General features: G+C 68.8%; 19 protein-coding genes. 11 read left to right on the top strand and 8 right to left on the bottom strand.

Annotated elements, in window-relative coordinates:
• Nucleotides 1-163: 163 nt before the first annotated feature.
• Nucleotides 164-652, top strand: a complete 489-nt coding sequence (locus ACQR3U_RS13155; protein WP_019288945.1) for an Lrp/AsnC family transcriptional regulator — start codon at nucleotides 164-166, stop codon at nucleotides 650-652.
• A gap of 4 nt (nucleotides 653-656) precedes the next feature.
• On the opposite strand, the gene ACQR3U_RS13160 is transcribed toward ACQR3U_RS13155, so the two are convergent.
• A complete protein-coding gene (locus tag ACQR3U_RS13160) occupies nucleotides 657-1,130 on the bottom strand; it encodes an acyl-CoA thioesterase (RefSeq protein ID WP_208635816.1) in 474 nt (157 codons plus the stop codon).
• A gap of 184 nt (nucleotides 1,131-1,314) precedes the next feature.
• Here ACQR3U_RS13160 and ACQR3U_RS13165 point away from each other — a divergent pair, with 184 nt between their 5' ends.
• Complete coding sequence (locus ACQR3U_RS13165; protein ID WP_230810629.1) at nucleotides 1,315-2,154, top strand: sulfurtransferase; 840 nt, start codon at nucleotides 1,315-1,317, stop codon at nucleotides 2,152-2,154.
• Nucleotides 2,155-2,614: 460 nt separating this feature from the next.
• Here ACQR3U_RS13165 and ACQR3U_RS13170 read toward each other — a convergent pair whose 3' ends face one another.
• The 3 genes from ACQR3U_RS13170 to ACQR3U_RS13180 form a co-directional block, all read right to left on the bottom strand.
• Nucleotides 2,615-3,433, bottom strand: a complete 819-nt coding sequence (locus tag ACQR3U_RS13170) for a shikimate 5-dehydrogenase (protein ID WP_230810628.1) — start codon at nucleotides 3,431-3,433, stop codon at nucleotides 2,615-2,617.
• A gap of 317 nt (nucleotides 3,434-3,750) precedes the next feature.
• Nucleotides 3,751-4,422 (bottom strand): HNH endonuclease family protein, encoded by a 672-nt coding sequence (locus ACQR3U_RS13175; protein ID WP_006552554.1) that lies wholly within the window; start codon nucleotides 4,420-4,422, stop codon nucleotides 3,751-3,753.
• Nucleotides 4,423-4,492: 70 nt separating this feature from the next.
• Nucleotides 4,493-5,416, bottom strand: coding sequence for an NADP-dependent oxidoreductase (locus ACQR3U_RS13180; protein ID WP_039587752.1), 924 nt, complete (start codon nucleotides 5,414-5,416; stop codon nucleotides 4,493-4,495).
• A 49-nt stretch (nucleotides 5,417-5,465) separates the two neighbouring features.
• Here ACQR3U_RS13180 and ACQR3U_RS13185 point away from each other — a divergent pair, with 49 nt between their 5' ends.
• From ACQR3U_RS13185 to ACQR3U_RS13220, 8 genes are all read left to right on the top strand, one after another.
• A complete protein-coding gene (locus ACQR3U_RS13185) occupies nucleotides 5,466-8,273 on the top strand; it encodes a DEAD/DEAH box helicase (RefSeq protein ID WP_230810627.1) in 2,808 nt (935 codons plus the stop codon).
• Nucleotides 8,274-9,044: an SWIM zinc finger family protein gene (locus tag ACQR3U_RS13190; protein ID WP_033097991.1), complete on the top strand. Its 771-nt coding sequence runs from the start codon at nucleotides 8,274-8,276 to the stop codon at nucleotides 9,042-9,044.
• A 108-nt stretch (nucleotides 9,045-9,152) separates the two neighbouring features.
• Nucleotides 9,153-9,704 (top strand): DUF1360 domain-containing protein, encoded by a 552-nt coding sequence (locus ACQR3U_RS13195; protein ID WP_230810626.1) that lies wholly within the window; start codon nucleotides 9,153-9,155, stop codon nucleotides 9,702-9,704.
• A gap of 176 nt (nucleotides 9,705-9,880) precedes the next feature.
• Nucleotides 9,881-11,413, top strand: a complete 1,533-nt coding sequence (locus ACQR3U_RS13200; protein WP_230810625.1) for a CoA-acylating methylmalonate-semialdehyde dehydrogenase — start codon at nucleotides 9,881-9,883, stop codon at nucleotides 11,411-11,413.
• Nucleotides 11,414-11,424: 11 nt separating this feature from the next.
• Entirely contained in the window at nucleotides 11,425-12,579 is a 1,155-nt protein-coding gene (locus ACQR3U_RS13205) for an acyl-CoA dehydrogenase family protein (protein ID WP_230810624.1), read from the top strand.
• Nucleotides 12,576-13,640 carry an enoyl-CoA hydratase/isomerase family protein gene (locus tag ACQR3U_RS13210; protein WP_230810623.1) on the top strand — a complete coding sequence of 355 codons (1,065 nt, stop codon included), beginning with the start codon at nucleotides 12,576-12,578 and terminating at the stop codon, nucleotides 13,638-13,640. Before ACQR3U_RS13205 ends, ACQR3U_RS13210 begins: the two co-directional genes overlap by 4 nt.
• Entirely contained in the window at nucleotides 13,637-14,545 is a 909-nt protein-coding gene (gene mmsB, locus ACQR3U_RS13215) for a 3-hydroxyisobutyrate dehydrogenase (RefSeq protein WP_230810622.1), read from the top strand. Before ACQR3U_RS13210 ends, mmsB begins: the two co-directional genes overlap by 4 nt.
• Complete coding sequence (locus tag ACQR3U_RS13220; protein ID WP_006552563.1) at nucleotides 14,542-15,318, top strand: enoyl-CoA hydratase; 777 nt, start codon at nucleotides 14,542-14,544, stop codon at nucleotides 15,316-15,318. Before mmsB ends, ACQR3U_RS13220 begins: the two co-directional genes overlap by 4 nt.
• Nucleotides 15,319-15,394: 76 nt before the next feature.
• Here ACQR3U_RS13220 and ACQR3U_RS13225 read toward each other — a convergent pair whose 3' ends face one another.
• From ACQR3U_RS13225 to ACQR3U_RS13240, 4 genes are all read right to left on the bottom strand, one after another.
• Nucleotides 15,395-15,922, bottom strand: a complete 528-nt coding sequence (locus ACQR3U_RS13225; protein WP_006552564.1) for a MarR family winged helix-turn-helix transcriptional regulator — start codon at nucleotides 15,920-15,922, stop codon at nucleotides 15,395-15,397.
• A gap of 72 nt (nucleotides 15,923-15,994) precedes the next feature.
• Complete coding sequence (locus tag ACQR3U_RS13230) at nucleotides 15,995-17,143, bottom strand: sulfotransferase family protein (protein WP_019288956.1); 1,149 nt, start codon at nucleotides 17,141-17,143, stop codon at nucleotides 15,995-15,997.
• Nucleotides 17,144-17,155: 12 nt separating this feature from the next.
• Nucleotides 17,156-17,947, bottom strand: a complete 792-nt coding sequence (locus tag ACQR3U_RS13235; RefSeq protein ID WP_230810621.1) for an SDR family oxidoreductase — start codon at nucleotides 17,945-17,947, stop codon at nucleotides 17,156-17,158.
• Nucleotides 17,944-19,110, bottom strand: coding sequence for a hypothetical protein (locus tag ACQR3U_RS13240; protein WP_230810620.1), 1,167 nt, complete (start codon nucleotides 19,108-19,110; stop codon nucleotides 17,944-17,946). Before ACQR3U_RS13240 ends, ACQR3U_RS13235 begins: the two co-directional genes overlap by 4 nt.
• An 82-nt stretch (nucleotides 19,111-19,192) precedes the next feature.
• Here ACQR3U_RS13240 and ACQR3U_RS13245 point away from each other — a divergent pair, with 82 nt between their 5' ends.
• Nucleotides 19,193-20,134 carry an IclR family transcriptional regulator gene (locus ACQR3U_RS13245; RefSeq protein ID WP_112319987.1) on the top strand — a complete coding sequence of 314 codons (942 nt, stop codon included), beginning with the start codon at nucleotides 19,193-19,195 and terminating at the stop codon, nucleotides 20,132-20,134.
• The last annotated feature ends 43 nt before the right edge of the window (nucleotides 20,135-20,177 follow it).

A 20,177-nucleotide genomic window follows, 5' to 3' on the forward strand; every position in this document is an offset into this window, starting at 1 on the left:
ATCACCTCGTCGGTGCGGATCCAGCGTGCCCTCGTGAGGCCCGACCGGATGATGTGTGCCGTACATCACATCATCCGGGCAATTCGCGCGTGCGCAATCGATCCGCTCCCAACCGTGCAGAAAGCACGGTTTCGGGGTGCTCCTAGCTGGCAGACTGCGGAAAATGACCAGTCTGGATGCCACCGATGCGCGTCTGCTGCTCGAACTCACGCGCACACCACGGGCCACGGGAGTCGAGCTGGCGCAGCGTCTCGGGTTGTCCCGCAATACCGTCCAGGCGCGCCTTGCCCGATGGGAGGCCGAGGGCGTGCTCGCCTCGTTCGACCGGCGGGTGGATCCCGTCAGCCTGGGTTATCCGCTTGCCGCCTACGTGGCGACCCGGGTCGATCAGCACCGTCTCGACGAGGTCGTCGACGAACTCGCACAGATCCCCGAGGTCACCGAGGTCTACGGGCTGACCGGGCAGATCGACCTGTCGGTGAAGGTGGTCGCCCGTGACGCCGACGACCTCTATCGGCTCGCGGGCCGGATCCTGAAGATCCGCGGCGTCGAGCGCACGGACATGTCGCTGGTAATGCAGGACCTCGTCCCGCAGCGCACAGCTCCGCTGCTGAACCGGGCGGCCGGGCGCAGCGGAGACGAGGCGACGTAGGGCGTCAGCGGCCCGCGTTCGGGGTGACCAACTGGGCGGCGGCCTTGCGGATCTGATCGGGGATCGGGACGGGGCGGCGCGTCTGCGGATCGACGTAGACGTGGACGAACCGGCCGGTCGCCGCCGGGATCAGGGTGTCGTCGGCCTCCCGGAAGATTGCGAGCGAGTAGGTGATCGACTGTGTGCCCAGACGTTCGACCGCCAGTCCGACCTGCAGGCGGTCGGGGAAGGACAGCTCGGCGAGATAGCGGCAGGAGGTCTCGGCCACGACCCCGATCGCGTCGAGTTCGCGGATGTCGACACCGGTGGTGGAGATGAGCCACCCGTTGACCGCCGAGTCGAAGTACGAGTAGTACGTGACGTTGTTGACGTGGCCGTAATGGTCGTTGTCGGCCCAACGCGTCTGCATGGGCCACAACACCGGGAACTGCTCCGGCTCAGGCGGGGCGGCTGGGCTCGTCGGTTGGCGGTTGCTCACGTCTCGACGATAGTGCTCTCCGCACGTCAAATCAGACCAACCCCCACGCCAATCCCGAACCGAGACGCAAAACCCCCGAATCGGACGTGCACAGGGCGTGTCCGCCCGCCGGGGTCGTCCCGGCACGCACGGCGTGTCGCCCCAAAGCCGGAACGGCGTGTGCCGTTCGTGTCAGGATCGGGTCATGTCCGATACCCCCGTTCTTCTCTCCACCGTCGAACTCGCCGAGATGATCGAGCAGGGCCGGTCGCCGGTGATACTCGACGTCCGCTGGGCACTCGGCGACAGACACGGAAGGGGCCGATTCCATGAGGGGCACATCAGCGGAGCGGTCTACGTCGACCTGGACGAGGATCTCGCCGATCCGCCCGCACCCGAGCTCGGTCGTCATCCGCTGCCCGACATCGACCGTTTCCAGGCCACCGCACGCCGGTGGGGGATCGACGACGGTGCTCTCGTCGTCGCATACGACGACAGCGGCGATCTCGCCGCGGCCCGCGCGTGGTGGCTGTTGCGCTGGGCGGGGCACTCCGAGGTGCGATTGCTCGACGGCGGACTGCAGGCGTGGATCGCCGGCGGGCACCCTCTCGCCGCGGGACCGGGCGGCGAGAAGAAGCCCGGCAACGTGACGTTGAGCCCCGGCCACATGCCCACCATCGGTCCCGATGAGGCCGCGACCTACGCGACCCACGGAGTTCTGCTCGATGCGCGCGCCCACGCGCGGTACCGCGGCGACGAGGAGCCGGTGGATCGCCGGGCGGGCCACATCCCCGGCGCAGTCAGCGCGCCGACCACCGAGAACCTCCGTCAGGACGGGTCGTTCCTGCCCGCGGATCAGATCGCGCACCGCTTCTCGACGCTGGGCGTGAAGCGCACCGACGTCGCCGTGTACTGCGGATCGGGAATCAACGCCGCACACGAGATCGCCGCGCTCGAGATCGCGGGCATCGACGCCGCGCTGTATCCGGGTTCGTGGTCGCAGTGGTCGGCGGATCCGAAGCGGGAGGTCGCCACCGGCAGTTGAGCGGCGATCCGCCGGCCGATGGGCAGTTCTCGTCGACGATTCGCAACATCGCCGACGAGAACTGCACTCCGGAGGCGGGACCACCGGTCGTGAATGGGACAGCTGCCACGGTAGGTGCTGCAGTCCTGGCGACCCTGCTCGGAGCGATCGTCGCCCACCTCGTCGAGGCCGCACCGGTGATCGCCGGCGAGTGCGAGGCGACCTACGGCGTCGACCTCGGCCCGTTCTTCACCGGCTGGTTCGTCGGCGACCTGGGGGGCGACACCGTGACCACCACGTTCGTGTTCCAGTCGGCGCGAACGGCCGCGTGGGTCAACAACTTCGATCTGCAGAACCCCCGCCACGCACGACATCACCCGCGTCGAGATGACCGTCGCGGTCGATGCCGCCGCCGTGGTGCTCGACGGTCTCGAACAGGGCCATATCGTCTGACGGCCGAGTCCTCCTCCGTCCCGACCGTTCAGGAACGGGAGTACTCCGACGCGCGGCGCACCTGCTCGCGCGTCGGGGTCACTCCCGTGTAGAGCTCGAACTGCAGTGCCGCCTGCAGCGCGATGACCTCGTCGCCCGTGATCACAGGGATGTCGTGCTCGCGGGCGAGTCGGACGAGTGGGGTGTCCGGCGGGACGGCCACGACGTCGAAGACCCTCGACGCTGCGGCCACGAAGTCGTGGGGCAGTGGCAGGTCGTCCGCTTCGGCGCTGCCCGCCATCCCGATCGGAGTGGCGTTGACGATCAGCCCGGGTGCGACGTCGCTCGTGTCGGCGCGCCATTCGTAGCCGTACTTGCGTGCGAGCGGTCGTCCGGTGTCCCCGTTGCGCGCGACGATCGTTCCGTCGGTGAATCCGTTGTGGCGCAGCGCCGCTGTCACCGCCTTCGCCATGCCGCCGCTGCCCACCACCGTGACGGGCAGGGCGGAGTCGACGCCGTGCTCGACGAGCAGATCGCTCACCGCCTGGTAGTCGGTGTTGTAAGCGTGCAGGACGCCGTCGTCGTTGACGATCGTGTTGACGGACTCGATGGCCCGCGACGAATCGTGCAGCACGTCGACGAGGGGCAGCACGGCTTCCTTGAACGGCATCGACACCCCGGCGCCGCGGATGCCCAGGCCGCGTATCCCCGCCACGGCGTCCTCGATGTTCGCGGGCGCGAACGCCTTGTAGACGAAGTCGAGGCCGAGTTCCTCGTAGAGATGGTTGTGGAACCGGGTGCCGATGTTGCTGGGACGGCCGGACATCGAGATGCACAGCCGGGTGTCCTTGGAGATGCGCTCGAGCATTTGCTCACCGTAGACCCTACATGTTCGGAAAGAGCGATTTTCTCAGGAGAGCACGTTGTTCTCACAACAAAGAACAAGATACTGTCCGATGCAAGGGAGACGATCTGGGTGCAGGAGGACTGAGATTCGAACGGGAAGGCGCGATCGTCTGGTGCATCATCGACCGGCCCGCAGCGCGCAACGCGTTCACCCCGGCGATGTACTGCGGACCCGAACGTGCGGTGCGACTGGTCGATTCCGATCCCGACCTCGCCGCCCTCGTCATCTCCGCCGTCAACGGCATCTGCCAGGCGGGGAGACTGCTGGTCGCGATGATGTCACGGGCACGACTCCGCCGCGCCCACCAAGGCACGGTGGTCGTCGACCGTGATCGGCAACGCGTAGCGCACCGCCACGGTCAGGTACCGGCCGGCGAACCAGCAGCGGTAACCGGGAGCCGGTGGCAGCCACTGGGCCGGCGTGCCGTCGCGCTTGTCGAGGTTGGCCTGCCCGTCGACAGCGACGAGGTTGTAGGTGATGTCGTTCGCGAACCGGAGTCGACGTTCGGCGGGCCATGCGGCGGCACCGAGATCCCAAGCCGCGGCGAGCGGATAGATGTGATCGATGTGCACGGCGTTCGCCTCGGCACGCCGGAACTCCACGCGCGCACCGGTGTACGGATCGTTCAGGACCCCACTCGTCACGACACAGTCGTCGGTGCCGGCCCGGAAGGTGGGGGAGGTGAGGTCGCGCGCGAGGACGTTGTTGCGGGTGTCGCAACCGTCGTGCCCACCGGCCCCGGGATGGTCGTCGGACCAGGCCGGACCGAACACGCATCGCTCGCCCGCGCCGCAGCCCCGCTGATAGCCGGGAACCTTCCGGCGCTGATCGACCACCGTCACCTGCTCGAGCAGGAGATGCACCTCGGCTCGGGTGGGGCTGCCCGGCACCGTCCCGGACCCCGGCGCGGTGCGGTCCCACAACCAGGACACCGCCACCGCGACCACCACTGCCGCCACCCACCACGTCGCGTTCCCCCCACGCACGCGGCGATCCTGACATGCCCTGCCGACAGGATCTTCAGGGCACGGTGACGACGATCTTCCCGCCGGCGTGCCCGGACTCGACGAGTTCCAGCGCAGCCCCGGCCTCGGTGAGCGGAAAGGTCCGCTCGACGCGCGGCGTCAGAACACCACGCTCGACGAGCGCCACGACCTGCTCGAACACCTCCCGGGTCCGTCGCCGCGTGATTCCCGAACCGCCCAGCTCTTCCGCGCGTGCCGGATCGGCGACACTCACGACCCGTTCCGGTGCCCGCGTCAGCGCGACCGCCCGCTCGAGCACGTCGCCACCGACGAGGTCGACGACCGCGGTCACCGCCCCGCACCGTTCCGCGGTGGCCGCGACCCGCGCGTCGAACCCGTCACCGGACTCGATCCACAGACCGCCGCACGATTCGACGAGATCCCGTTTCCCCGCACTCGCCACACCGAGGACGGCGGCCCCGGCGTTGTGCGCGAGCTGCGTCGTCGCCGACCCGACACCACCACCGGCACCCAGGACGAGGACGGTGTCCGCATCGACGATCTCGAGATACTCGACGATGTCGAAGGCCGTTCCGGCCGCGACCGGAAGGGTGGCCGCCACCTCGAACGGCACCGACTCGGGCACGAGCGCAGCAGCCCGCGCGTCGACGAGGGTGTACTCGGCGTAGCCGCCGTAGCCCTCCGCGGTGGCCCCGAAGACGGCGTCGCCCGGCCGGAAGCCGGTGTCCGGACCGGCGGCCTCCACCACACCGGCGACCTCCCGGCCGAGGACCGCCGGGAAGTGCACCGTGACGCTGCCTGTGCGCCGTCCGGACCGCACCTTCCAGTCGGCGGGGTTCACGCCCGCGGCCCGGACTGCCACGAGGAGCTGCCCCGGACCGGGCGGTGGGACGGGGGTGTCGAACAGCTGCTGTGTCTCCGGACCGCCGTACTCCACGAAGCCGTATGCGCGTGCCATGGGACCCAGCCTGCCATCGGGGTCGGGTGCGGCTGGCACGATAGTGGGCATGTTGCACGGGCTGTGGTCACCGGGATCCGGCCTGATGCTGTGGTGGGACCCCGCCGCAGAGCCCGATCCCGACGCGCTGCCGTCTGCGCTGCGCCGGTGGATCGACCGCCCGTTCCGCCATCGCGTCACCCTCACCTTCCCTACGGAGACGGAGCCGAGCACGCTGCCCGCCGTCGCGGTCGCACCGGCGGACGCAGCCGAGCTTCTGCTGGACATGCCGCGACGTCCCGGGGGTGTCGGCGGCGATCTGCGATACCTCGCGCACGTCGCCCGTGGCATCGAGAGGTGGGCGCAGGCCGGCCGCGTCGCACCGGAGCTCGTGCGTGTCGAGAAGCAGTGGTGGGCGCGGTGGCGCCTGCTCGGCGGCGAGAAGACGCGGGCCTGGTCCGCCGAACTCGCGGCCGCGATGTCTCCCGCGCAACGACAGCTCGGACGGCCCGTCGATCTCCTCGACGATCTGTGCCGCGAACTGACCGACCCCATCGTGCGCACCCTCCACGGCTCGTCGACCTCGCTGCACCCCCTCGTCGCTGCACTGGCCGAGGGCAGTCCCCATCCCCGTGGCACCCAGCGCATGGCCGATGCGCTCGAGGAATGGCGTGCCAGCCTCGCCGGATACGAACCCGACCTCGTGCTGCGCCTCGTCGAACCGGACGACGTCGACGACGGGGTCGGAGCCGACTCCATCTGGCGGCTCGAGGTGTGCCTGCGTCCGGAGGGACAGTCCCCGACGCCGCTGCCCGTCGAGGACACCGACCCGCACCTGCTCCAGATCGGCGTGCGCAAGCTCGGGACCGCGCTCCAGGCCTATCCCCGCCTGCAGGACGTGCCCCGCGATCCCGACAGTCTCGACCTTCTGCTGCCCACCCCGGTCGTCGTCGATCTCGTCGAGCACGGCGCCCGGGAGCTCGACGCCGCAGGCATCGCGGTGCTGCTACCGCGCGCTTGGACCCGGGTCGATCCGTCCCTGCGTCTGCAGGTCGAGTCACCCGTCGCCCCCGTGAGCGCCGACGACAGCGTCGTCGGGATGAACGCGATCGTCTCGTACGAATGGCAGCTCGCCGTCGGCGACATGCTGCTCACCCCGTCGGAGATGGAAGAGCTCGTCGCGGCCAACAGCGACCTGGTCAAACTGCGCGGCAAATGGGTGCGGGCAGATGCCGAGGCGCTGGCCCGCGCGGCCCGGTACGTCACCGCGCATTCCGCCGAGGATGCGACCCTCGGGTCGTTGTTCGCCCAGTTCACCGGCGACGATGCTCCGCCCGCGGAGGTCACCGAGATCTCCGCCTCCGGCTGGGTCGAGATGCTGCTCGACGGGCAGGCGCACCCCGAGCCTGTCCCCGTGCCGGCGGGATTGAACGCCGAACTGCGTCCCTACCAGCAGCGCGGCCTCGACTGGCTCGCGTTCATGAGCCGGCTCGGTCTCGGCGCCGTGCTCGCCGACGACATGGGCCTGGGCAAGACCATCCAGGTGCTCGCGCTGCTCGCCCATGAACGAGAGTCGGGCCTGCGGAACGCCCCGACCCTGCTGGTCTGCCCGATGTCGGTGGTGGGCAACTGGCAGCGTGAGGCCGAACGGTTCGTGCCCGACCTGCGGGTGCACGTCCACCACGGCGCCCAGCGGCTGAGCGGACCGGCGCTCGCCGCCGCTGCCGCCGACCACGATCTCGTGGTGACGACGTACGCCATCGCCGCCCGCGACGTCGCGCAGCTCGCGACGCTGACCTGGCAACGCGTGGTCCTCGACGAGGCCCAGCACGTGAAGAACACCGCGACCGCGCAGTCCCGCGCCACGCGCGCCGTGCCCGCGGCGCACCGGATCGCGCTCACCGGCACACCGGTGGAGAACCGGCTCGAGGAACTGCGCGCGATCCTGGACTTCGCGAATCCGTCCCTGCTCGGCACCGCGGCGTCCTTCCGGGCCCGCTTCGCGGTGCCGATCGAGCGCGACCACGACGCCGTCGCTGCGGCGCGGTTGCGGGCGTTGTCCGCGCCGTTCGTGATGCGCCGCGTCAAGACCGACCCCGACGTGATCTCCGATCTGCCCGAGAAGTTCGAGCAGACCGTGCGCGCCAACCTCACGGACGAGCAGGCCGCCCTGTATCGGGCCGTCGTGGACGACATGATGCGCCGGATCCGGGACAAGGAGGGCATGGCCCGCAAGGGCGCGGTGCTCGCGGCGCTGACCCGGCTCAAGCAGGTGTGCAACCACCCCGCGCACTATCTGGGCGACGGCTCGCCCGTCCTGCGTCGCGGACGGCACCGCTCGGGCAAACTCGGCCTGGTCGAGGACATTGTCGAGTCGGTGCTGGCCGACGGCGAGAAGGTGTTGCTGTTCACGCAGTTCCGCGAGTTCGGTGAGCTCGTCGTGCCCTATCTCGAGGAGCGGTTCGCCACGACGGTGCCCTTCCTGCACGGGGGAGTGTCCAAGGGCCGGCGCGACGCGATGGTCGACGGCTTCCAGAGCGAGGGCGGACCGCCGATCATGGTGCTCTCGCTCAAGGCGGGCGGCACCGGACTGAACCTCACCGCCGCCAACCACGTCGTGCATCTCGACCGGTGGTGGAATCCGGCGGTGGAGAACCAGGCCACCGACCGTGCGTTCCGGATCGGGCAGCGTCGCGACGTCCAGGTCCGCAAGCTCGTCTGTGTGGGAACGGTGGAGGAGCGTATCGACGAGATGCTCACCGGCAAGCAGGAACTGGCCGAGATTGTGGTCGGGGCAGGGGAGAACTGGATCACCGAGCTGTCCACCGATCAGCTGCACTCCCTGCTCACCCTCGGCGACGACGCGGTGGGGGACTAGATGGCACGGGGCAACGTACGCCGCTACGGCACGGCCCGCCGGATCGACGGCGGCATCGAGGCGCGCACCAAGCGGGGCTCGATCGGCCGCAGCTGGTGGTCGAAGGAACTGATCTCGGCGATGGAGGAGGTCGCCGAGAAGGGGCGACTGACGCGGGGCCGTGCGTATGCACGCGCCGGCCAGGTGATCTCCATGCGGCTCGAACCCGGAGCGGCCGTCGGCGACGTGCAGGGCAGTCAACTCACCCCGTTCACCTCGGCGGTGCGGGTGCGCACGCTCGACGAGGAGGCGGTGGGAGAGCTCGTCTCGCTCGTCCGCTCGTCGCCGGGCATGCTGGCGCGACTTGCGGCGGGCATCCTTCCCGAGGAACTCGGATCGGCCCTCCTCCCGCGACGCGCGGGTGAACTCGACTTCGACTGCACCTGCCCCGACGACGGGTGGCCCTGCAAGCACGCCGCGGCCGTCGCCTACCTGCTCGCAGAACACGTCGACGACCAACCGTTCGCGGTCCTGACCCTGCGCGGGGTGGACCTCGCGACGCTGATCGGCGGCGTCGACGATGCGGGCGCCGACGAAGAGGTGGCCGCGGCGCGGGACTTCTACGGCGACGACACCGAGTTGTCCGAGCTGCCCACGGAGCGGTTCCGTCCCGCGCTCGAAGACCTCGATCCGATGCTGCTGCGCCGCGCGTTGCGGGCCGGCGGAACCGACGAAGCCGTGGTGATCCGGGGGATCATCGACCTCGAGGATCTCTACCGCCGCATGCGTTGACCTCGATCGGTCGCCGGTGGTTGTGTCGTCCGTCCCCGGGGTATGCCGCCCGTGAAGGTGACGGCTCCGGTCGCGCCACCGACAGCACATGCCACGAGTGGAGGATTCATGCGGACTCCGGAAGCATCGTCGACAGCGCGGGAGAACGCCGAACGTGCGGTCGATGCGGTCCAGCAGGAGGCCGACACCTATCGGAACGGGGAGGATCGACCCCTCGGTGGATATGCGGTGCTCATGTCCGTGTACCTCACCACTGTCGGCACGCTCGGCGCCGTCGCGGCAAAGCGCGGGCGGCCGATGCCGAAGCCCGATGCCGGCGATCTCGTGGTGACCGCGCTCGCGAGCCACAAGGTCTCCCGGATCGTGAGCAAGGCGGCGGTGACCAGTCCCGTCCGCGCACCGTTCACGAAGTTCGACGGCCCCGGTGGTCCGGCCGAGGTGATGGAGCAGCCCCGCAAGTCGTCGCGGGTCCGTCACGCCGTCGGGGAACTGCTGGCCTGCCCCTTCTGCCTCGACCTGTGGACGGTGACGGCGATGGTCTTCGGCCGCGTCTACGCTCCGAATCTCACGCGTCTGGTGGCGGGTTCGTTCGCGGCGCTGACCGGAGCCGACTTCCTGCACCTGGCGTACGCGAAGGTGCAGCAGATCGCCGAGGGCTGATATCGGCCCCTCGCGCATCGACCGTGCGTGAGGGTGCCGGCCGATCCGGTCCGGTGTGACGGTAGACATACGTGGACTTCCAACTATAGGATGAGCGAAGACTTCGGGCCTGGGCCCGTTCGTGCCGAAATCGCACACCCCACGTCATCGCACACCAGTAAAGGACGGGATCGGACATGAGCGTTCGAGAATTGACCCACTTCGTCGGCGGGCAGCACGTCGCCGGCACCTCCGGCCGCTTCGCCGACGTCTTCGCCCCCAACACCGGAGAGGTCCAGGCCCGCGTGCCGCTCGCGGCCGACTCCGAGGTCGACGCCGTCATCGCCAACGCCGCCGAGGCGCAGAAGGTGTGGGCGTCCTGGAATCCGCAGAAGCGCGTGCGCGTCCTCATGAAGTTCGTGTACCTCGTGCAGGAGAACATGGACGAGCTCGCCCACCTGCTGTCGAGCGAGCACGGCAAGACCGTCCCCGACGCGAAGGGCGACATCCAGCGCGGCCTCGAGGTGATCGAGGTCGCGATCGGCGCCCCGCACCTCCTCAAGGGTGAGTACACCGAGTCCGCAGGCGGCGGAATCGACGTGTACTCGATGCGTCAGCCCCTCGGCGTCGTCGCCGGGATCACCCCGTTCAACTTCCCGGCCATGATCCCGCTGTGGAAGGCCGGCCCGGCGCTCGCCGCCGGAAACGCGTTCGTGCTCAAGCCTTCCGAGCGCGACCCCTCGGTGCCGCTCCGTCTGGCCGAGCTGTTCCTCGAGGCCGGCCTGCCCGCCGGTGTGTTCAACGTCGTCAACGGCGACAAGAGCGCCGTCGACTACCTGCTCGACGACCCGCGCATCAAGGCGATCGGCTTCGTCGGCTCGACCCCCATCGCGCAGTACATCTACGAGACGGCCGCGAAGAACGGCAAGCGCGCACAGTGCTTCGGTGGTGCGAAGAACCACGCGATCGTCATGCCCGACGCCGACCTCGACCAGGTCGCGGACGCACTCGTCGGCGCCGCCTACGGCTCGGCCGGTGAGCGCTGCATGGCGCTGTCCGTCGCCGTCCCCGTGGGCGAGGAGACCGCGGATCGTCTCGTCGCCAAGCTCACCGAGCGCATCGCCGACCTGCGTATCGGCACCAGCTTCGACGAGAAGGCCGACTTCGGTCCGCTCGTGACCGCCGCCGCCCGCGACCGCGTGCACGGCTACATCGCCCAGGGCGTCGAAGAAGGCGCCGAGCTGGTCGTCGACGGCCGCGACTTCGTCCTCGAGGGCCACGAGAACGGCTTCTTCTCGGGCGCCACCCTGTTCGACAAGGTCACCCCCGAGATGTCCATCTACAAGGAGGAGATCTTCGGTCCCGTGCTCACCGTGGTGCGTGCGCGCGACTACGAGGACGCCCTGCGCCTGCCCACCGAGCACGAGTACGGCAACGGCGTCGCGATCTTCACCCGCGACGGCGACACCGCCCGCGACTTCGCGGCCCGCGTCGAGGTCGGCATGGTCGGCATCAACGTCCCGATCCCCGTCCCGATCGCGTACTACACCTTCGGCGGCTGGAAGGCCTCCGGCTTCGGCGACCTCAACCAGCACGGCCCCGACGCCTTCCGCTTCTACACCAAGACCAAGACGGTCACGCAGCGCTGGCCGTCCGGTGTCAAGGAAGGCGACATCGAGGGTGCGCACGTGGCCGACACCGACCACTTCGTCATCCCGACGATGAACTAGGCGGTCCATCGATGTTCGTTCTCACCGACGACGACCGGGCGATCCGCGACACCGCCCGGGACTTCGCCACCGAATATCTGGCCCCGAACGCGGTCGAATGGGACCAGAGCAAGCACTTCCCCGTGGACGTGCTGCGCAAGGCCGCCGAACTGGGCATGGGCGGGATCTACGTCCGCGAGGACGTGGGCGGATCGGGGCTGCGACGCCTCGACTCCGTCCGCATCTTCGAGGAGCTCGCGAAGGGTTGCCCGTCCATCGCCGCCTACATCTCCATCCACAACATGGTCACGTGGATGATCGACAAGTTCGGCAACGACGACCAGCGCAAGCAGTGGATCCCGAAGCTCTGCACGATGGAGAACCTCGCGAGCTACTGCCTCACCGAGCCGGGCGCCGGATCCGATGCGGCGGCCCTGAGCACCAAGGCCGTTCGTGACGGCGACGAGTACGTGCTCACCGGAGTCAAGCAGTTCATCTCCGGGGCCGGCACGTCCGACGTCTACGTGGTCATGGCCCGCACCGGCGATACCGGCGCCCGCGGTATTTCGGCGTTCATCGTCCCGAAGGACACCGCCGGGCTGTCCTTCGGCGCCAACGAGAAGAAGATGGGCTGGAACGCGCAGCCCACCCGCCAGGTCATCCTCGACGGCGCCCGCGTGCCCGCCGAGAACCTCCTCGGCACCGAGGGCGGCGGCTTCCGGATCGCCATGCACGGCCTCAACGGCGGCCGCATCAACATCGCCGCGTGCTCGGTGGGCGGCGGCCAGACCGCCCTCGACCGGGCGGTCGCCTACCTCGCCGAGCGCAAGGCATTCGGCGAGCGGCTGCTCGACTCGCAGGCGCTGCAGTTCCGCCTCGCCGACATGCGGATCGAACTCGAGGCCGCACGCACGATGCTGTGGCGTGCCGCCGACGCTCTCGACCGTGGCGCCGACGACGTCGTGGAGCTGTGCGCGATGGCCAAGCGCTTCGCCACCGACACCGGTTTCGAGGTCGCGAACGAGGCGCTGCAGTTGCACGGCGGATACGGTTACCTTGCCGAGTACGGGATCGAGAAGATCGTCCGCGACCTGCGCGTGCATCAGATCCTGGAAGGAACCAACGAGATCATGCGGGTGGTCGTCGCGCGGAGCGTGGTGGCCGCAGCGCAGAACGGAGTGGCATGACCGGGCAGGAACCCGAGATCCTCATCGACGTGAAGGACGGCATCGGCCGTATCACGCTCAACCGGCCCAAGGCCATCAACGCCCTCAACCACGCCATGGTCCTCGAGATGTCGAAGGCCCTGAGCGCGTGGGAGAACGACGATTCGGTGCGTGCCGTGCTGGTGCGCGGTGCCGGTGAGCGCGGCCTGTGCGCCGGCGGCGACGTCGTCTCGATCTACCACGACGCCAAGGACGGCGGCACGGGATCGCAGGACTTCTGGCGCGACGAGTACATCCTCAACGCCGCCATCGGTCGTTACCCGAAGCCGTACATCGCGATCATGGACGGCATCGTCATGGGCGGCGGCGTCGGGATCTCGGCGCACGGCAACGTCCGGATCGTCACCGAACGCTCGAGCATCGCGATGCCCGAGACCGGAATCGGATTCGTTCCCGACGTCGGCGGCACCTACCTGCTCTCGCGCACCCCCGGCGAGATCGGCACGCACATCGCGCTGACCACCGGACGGATGAAGGCCGGCGACGCCGTCACCATGGGCTTCGCCGACCACTACCTGCCGTCCGATTCGCTCGACAAGTTCGTCGCCGCACTCGAATCCGGCCCGCTCGAGGACGCGCTCGCCGAATACTCGCAGCCCGCACCGGAATCGGCGCTGCTCGGGCAGCGCGAATGGATCGACGCGGCGTACTCCGCCGACACCGTCGAGGAGATCGTCGAACGCCTTCGGGCTTCCGATGTTCCGGAGGCACGGGAGACCGCCGGCCAGGTGCTCGCGAAATCGCCTGTCGCGCTGAAGGTGACCCTCCGCTCGCTGCGTCACGCCCGGCAGCTCGGCAGCCTCGAAGAGGTGCTGAACGAGGAGTTCCGGGTCTCGACCGCCTCGCTGAAGTCGCACGACCTCGTCGAGGGCATCCGCGCACAGGTCGTCGACAAGGACCGCAACCCGCAGTGGTCGCCGGCGACCCTCGCCGATGTCACCGAGGCCGACGTCGACGCCTACTTCCAGCCGCTCGGCGATCTCGAACTCGGGCTCGCCGCTCCCAAGGAGAACGACCGATGAGTGAACTTCCCACCGTCGCCTTCCTCGGCCTCGGACACATGGGTGGGCCGATGGCCGCGAACCTCGTCCGCGCCGGGTACACAGTCAACGGTTACGACCCGGTTCCCGCTGCGCAGGAAGAGGCCACGAAGAACGGCATCACCGTCGCCGAGACCGCGACCGATGCGGTGCGCGGCGCCCAGGTCGTGATCACCATGCTGCCCAACGGCAAGCTCGTCCTCGACCTGTACGACGAGATCCTGCCTGCGGCCGAGGCGAACACGTTGTTCGTCGACAGCTCGACCATCGACGTCGCCGATGCCCGCGCGGCGGCGGAGAAGGCACGCAAGGCCGGTCACCGTGCCGTCGACGCCCCGGTCTCCGGCGGTGTCGCCGGTGCCGCCGCAGGCACCCTCGCGTTCATGGTCGGCGGCGGCGAGGACGACTTCGCCACCGTGAAGCCGCTGCTCGAGGCCATGGGACGCAAGATCGTCCACTGCGGCGGGTCGGGCAACGGCCAGGCCGCGAAGATCTGCAACAACATGATCCTGGGCATCTCGATGATCGCCATCAGCGAGGCGTTCGTCCTCGGTGAGAAGCTGGGCCTCGACAACCAGGCACTGTTCGACGTCGCGTCCAACGCGTCCGGTCAGTGCTGGGCGCTGACGAGCAACTGCCCGGTGCCGGGCCCCGTCCCGACCACCCCCGCGAACAACGACTACACGCCGGGCTTCGCGGCCGCGCTCATGGACAAGGATCTCGGACTGGCCGCGAACGCGGTGCGCGCCAACGGTGTCGAGGCCGAACTCGGACTGCGTGCAGCCGAGCTCTACCATCGTTTCAACACCGAGGGTGGTGGAGGACTCGACTTCTCCGCCATCATCACCGACATCCGAGACCGCTCGACCGTGAAGGACAGCCAGTGACCGATTTCGAGACCATCCTGCTCGACCGCAAAGGCCGCGTCGGCATCGTCACCCTCAACCGGCCGAAGGCGCTCAACGCCCTCAACAGCCAGTTGATGCGTGAGGTCGTCGCCGCCGTCGAGGAACTCGACGCGGACGACGAGATCGGTGCGATCCTGCTCACCGGCTCGGAGAAGGCGTTCGCCGCCGGCGCCGACATCAAGGAGATGGCTCCGAAGACCTTCGCCGAGGTCTACGCGGAAGACCTGTTCTCGCAGTGGGATCGGCTCTCGTCCGTCCGCAAGCCGATCGTCGCTGCGGTGTCGGGCTACGCGCTCGGTGGCGGTTGCGAGCTGGCGATGCTGTGCGACTTCATCATCGCGTCCGACACTGCCAAGTTCGGTCAGCCCGAGATCAAGCTCGGCGTCATCCCGGGCATCGGCGGATCGCAGCGTCTCACCCGCGCCGTGGGCAAGGCCAAGGCCATGGACATGTGCCTGACCGGCCGCAACATGGACGCCGAGGAGGCCGAGCGCGCCGGACTCGTCTCGCGCATCGTTCCCGCCGCCGAACTGTTCGACGTGGCGCTCGAGACGGCGACGACCATCGCGTCGATGTCGCTGCCGGTTGCGATCATGGCGAAGGAGGCCGTCAACCGGTCCTTCGAGACGACGCTGGCCGAGGGCGTGAAGTTCGAGCGCCGCGTGTTCCATTCGACGTTCGCCACCGCCGACCAGAAGGAAGGCATGGCGGCCTTCGTCGAGAAGCGCGCGCCGGAGTTCAAGCACGCCTGATCCGCACCACCCGTACACGACGAAGGGCCGCCCCGAACGGGGCGGCCCTCCTCGTTTCTCGGCAATCTCTCGCGCCTCACCACTTGGAAGGCGCACCGCCGGTGTCGAAGTCGCCGGCGTCGTGCCGCATCGTCGCGATGATGCGCAGCAGTGTGTCGATGTGCTCCTCCGGAATGCCGGGCCGGGCGAAGACCTCCGTGTTGAGCTTCTCCGTCGCTTGGATCGCCAATGCCCGTCCCTCGTCGGTGAGTTCGATGAGTGTGGCCCGTCGATCGCTCGGATGCGGGGTACGCCGGACCAGTCCGGCCTTCTCGAGCCGGTCGACGGCATTGGTGACGCTGGTGGGGTGCACCTGCAGGCGCGCGCTGGCCTTCGCCATCGGCAATGCTCCCGACCTGGTGAAATGCAGCAGCGTGAGCAGTTCGTAGCGGGCGAAGGTCAGGCCGAAGGGCTTGAGCACCTCCTCGACCCGCGCCATCATGATCTGCTGTGCCCGCATCACCGAGGTGACCGCGGCCATGCCGTCCGCGACTTCGCCCCAGCCGTGGGCGGTCCACTGGCGGTGGGCTTCGGCGATGGGGTCGAGGGGGAGTGGTGCGGGCATGCCTCCATCATCCCACGGACGAACGCGCAGGTAGCCAGGGCACACCGGTTTCCGGTGCCTTTCCTGCCGGGTTCAGCGGTACGCGTAGTCGCGGAAACGTTCGTCGACCTCGCCCACACTCAGCCCGAACTCCTCGAGCGTGTACCGGTGCGCGGGTTTCCTTGCCCCGCTGCGGCTTTCTTCGTGCAGGTCGGCCATCGCGCGTTCGGCCTCCGCGGTGAACGGCAGACCGAACCGGTCGTACAGGCCGCCGACGGTGCCGAGTGGATCGGCGACGAAATCCCGGTAGTCCACGTCGACGAAACGGGCGGGATCGTGCCGGCGGCGCACCTCGGTGAAATGATCGAAACCCCGTGCCCAGAGGTCGAGCTGGCTGCGCCCGATCGTCTCACCGACGAACGCGTCGGACCATCCCTCTGTGGCCTGCGCCGCGAGGCTGCACACCGACGGGATCACGGTGCGCGGATCTCGATGGGTGACGACGACGAGCGCGTCCGGATACACCGTGAGCAGTTCGTCCAGTGCGAACAGATGACTGGGATTCTTGAGCACCCACCGCTTGTCGGCGTCCGGCAGTCCGATGAGCTGCAGATTCCTCCGGTGCCGGGCATAGGCCGCGGTCCAGTCCTGCTCCGCGAGCCACTGCGAATAGGTGGGCAGGTGGGCCAGGCACTCGTAGGAGATCGAGCGGAACGACTGGCGCAGCAACTGCCAGCATTCCTCGACCTCGGCGGCCGACATGTAGTGCACACCCATGAATTCGGGATGCTCGACGTGGTGCTGTGCGAATCCGGCCTCGATCCCGGCGAAGACGGGATTCTCCGCCCAGGTCTCGCGAGGAGGTCGCGGTTGCGGCATCTCGGTCAGCCACATCTCGAGCCCCTGATGGGCGGGATCCGCGGCGAGTAGGCGGTGCAGTGCCGTCGTGCCGGTACGGGGCAGGCCGGTGACGAAGATCGGCCGGGTGACCGGGACGTCCGCGTGCTCGGGATGGGCAGCCCAGGCAGATTCCGACAGTAACCGCGCCACGAGGGCGCCGCGCAGGAAGACCCGTGACATCTTGCTGCCGAGCGGGGTGAGCTTCTCGTCCCGCGCATACGACTCGAGCAGGACCTCGAGCCCGTCACGGTAGTCGTCGTCGCCGAGATCGGTCAGGCCCGTCAGGCGGGTCGCGGAAGCGTGCAGATCCTCGACGCTGCCGACGGTGGTGCGTTCGCTCATGTGCTTTCCCGTTCAGTGGTGGTATTCGCCGCAGTTGACGTCGAGGCACTGGCCGGTGATCGCCGACGCCATCGACGAGGCCAGGAAGATCACCGCATCCGCGATTTCCTCGGTGGTCGGGAGACGCTTCAGATCGGAGGCGGCGGCGGTGTGCTCGTAGATCTGTTCGACGGTGGTGCCGTACTTTCCCGCCTGGTGTTCGAAGTACCCCTGCAGGAGCGTCCCCCAGATGTACCCCGGTGCAACGGAGTTCACCCGGATTCCCTGCGGTCCGAGTTCCGTCGCCAGGGACTGCGACATCGCCAGCAACGCCGACTTCGCGAGTTTGTAACTGCCGTAACGTTCCTGGGAGTGCCGCAGCACCATCGAATTGATGTTGACCACCGCGCCGGCCGACTCGGCGAGGGCGGGGGTGAACAACTGCGTGAGCCGCAGCGCGCCGAGGACGGTGAGCTCCACGCTGTCCCGGATCTGCTGGAAGTCGGTGCGCGCCAACAGTTTCATCGACGGAACGGAGAACGCGTTGTTGACGAGCACGTCGACACCACCGAACTCCGAGACCGCAGACTCGACAAGGGCGGCGGCGGACTCGTCGTCGGTGATGTCGGTGGGCACGACCAGGGCCCGGCGGCCCGTGCTCTCGACTTCCGCTGCAACCTTCTCGAGCCGCTCCCGGGTCCGGGCGGCGAGCACCACGTCGGCGCCTTGTTCGGCGCACCGCAGCGCGAGGGTGCGCCCCAGTCCCGGGCCGACACCGGAGATCACGACGACGCGGTCGCGGAGCAGTCCCGCTGCCGCGCTCATGCGAGCATCCGATCGGCGACGCCCCGCTGACGGTCCGCGATGCGCTGCGCCCAGGCCTCGGGAGTGATGCGGTTCGAATCGTGGAAGGGCAGGACCTCGGAGAGCCGGTCGAACGGCACCACCTCGGCGGTCGGGCCGTCGGCTGCGGTGAGTTCGCGATCGAGGCGCTGCCAGCGGAACTGCAGGATCCCGCGGCTGCGGCCGAGGGTCTCGACCCAATTGGTCAGCCCCGGATCGCGGGCCGAGACCACGATCCGGACCATCCCGTCGGGATCGACCTGCGCCTGACTGTTGTTCAGGGAGGTCTGGTGGTGGATGTAGTCCAGGGAGATGTACCAGAGGCTGCCGATCTGGAAGCCCAGATAGGGCGCGTCGCTCGTCGGGAGGGTCAGGACCATCGCCTCGTCGTCGCCGAGTTCGTAGTGCCCGACGGATGAGTACTGCGTGTCGAGACCACCTGGGGTGCGGCGCGGCTCGGTGACCGTGTTCACCGGCAGCTTCAGGTAGAACCACTCGGGGAACTGCAGCCAGGTCTTCACCCGCGAGACCAGTGCGCGACCGGCGCGTTCGTAACGGGTGACCGCGTCCTGGTGGGTGGGTTCGGGTGCCGGGGTGCCGAGACTGTCGAGCCGGTGGATGCTCAGCATGCCGCGGCGCTGCGTCCAGTCGCTGTAGACCTCGCGGACCACGAGCTGCGACGAGCCGGGCGCGAGCGGGAAGTAGTTACGTTCCGGGTCTCGTGGGCCGGGTCCGAACCGCACCTGGAAGGTGCCGTCGTCGGCGATGGTCAACGCGCGGTCGTCGAAGGCCGTGACGTTGCCGGGCACCTCGGCGTCGGTGTAGTTGCCGGCCAGCACCTGGAAACTGAGATCGCAGGTCGTGCCGCGGCGCCCGGCGACGACGTACTCGGCGTCGTCGCGGATCGATGCGCCCCAGTACAGGGTGTCGGGATTGTCGAGGCCCATCTTCGCGTAGGGGCCGGTGCCGGTGACGAAGACCGGATGGGATCGGCTGTACGCGAAGGTGGCGTGGATGCACGCCGAGATCCCGCCCGCCAGATATCCGTATCCCTCGACGAGGTCCTGTTCGGTGCGGATGTGCGGGGCTGTGGCGACGAGCTTCTCGGCCTCGGCTATCGCCGCGGTGAGCGGATCGGTGAGCACTACGATCTCCTCTGGTCCAAATATGTACCGCTGCGGTAGTCTTCCGTTGCGCCGAGAGTAGAACGTGTTCCAGGGAGGGTCAATGGCTCGTCGCGAGACCGAGACACTAGGGAAGCCGACCGCCGGGGCGGGAGCCGCCCGCCGGTCGCCGCCCACGGAACGCGTCGTGCAGGTCCTCGACCACCTCGTCGCGCGACCCGGCGTCCGGTTCGGACTGTCGGAACTGGCGCGCGAACTCGATCTGAGCAAGCCCACCTGCTTGGGCATCCTCACCGTGCTCGCCGACGCGGGTTATCTGATCCGCGACCCCGTCGACAAGACCTACGGTCTCGGGCCGGCGCTGATCGTCGCGGGACGCGCAGCCCAGCGCGGCTTCGCGTCCGGGCCGGTCGCCCACCGGCATCTCGCCGCCCTCTCCGAGGAGTTCGCCGTGATGTGCTCTGCGTCGGCGGTCGTCGGCGACCGGATCGCGGTGCTCGACGTCATCGGTGGCCACGGCACGGCCGCGGCGGCACGCGTGGGGGAGGTGTACCCCTTCGCGCCCCCGGTGGGGCTGATGTACGTGCTGTGGGACACCGACGAGCGCATCGAACAGTGGCTGCGGCGAGAGCCGACCCTGCCCGTGACCGTCGACCGCGACGAGCTGTGGCGGATCGTCACCGAATGTCGCCGGACAGGTTATCTGGCGGAGTCCCTCACTCCCGGCGGCCGTCGCCTGTACGCGCTCATGGCGGGAGTGGTCTCGCACGACCTCGCGCCCGAGATGAGGGAGATGCTGGCGGAACTCGTGGCCGGCCCCGGCGAGCGCGTGCTGCTGCCCGACGCCTTCGCCGCGGGGGAGAAGCGGGCGGTCAACCTCGTGGCCGCCCCGGCCTACGATCCCGACGGCCACCAGTCGCTCGTGCTCACGCTGCACCTCGAGCGGGAGGTGGACGCCGCCGGGATCGAACGGTACGGCGCGGCACTCGTGGCGGTCGCGGATGCGATCACCGCGGATCTCGGCGGACACCGGCCACCGCGCTGACGGAGGGCTGCGGAGACCACCCGTTGACCTGGAATTGAAACTC

Origin of the sequence: Rhodococcus sp. IEGM1339, from assembly GCF_050321925.1 — a bacterium.
Lineage (GTDB): Bacteria > Actinomycetota > Actinomycetes > Mycobacteriales > Mycobacteriaceae > Rhodococcus > Rhodococcus pyridinivorans.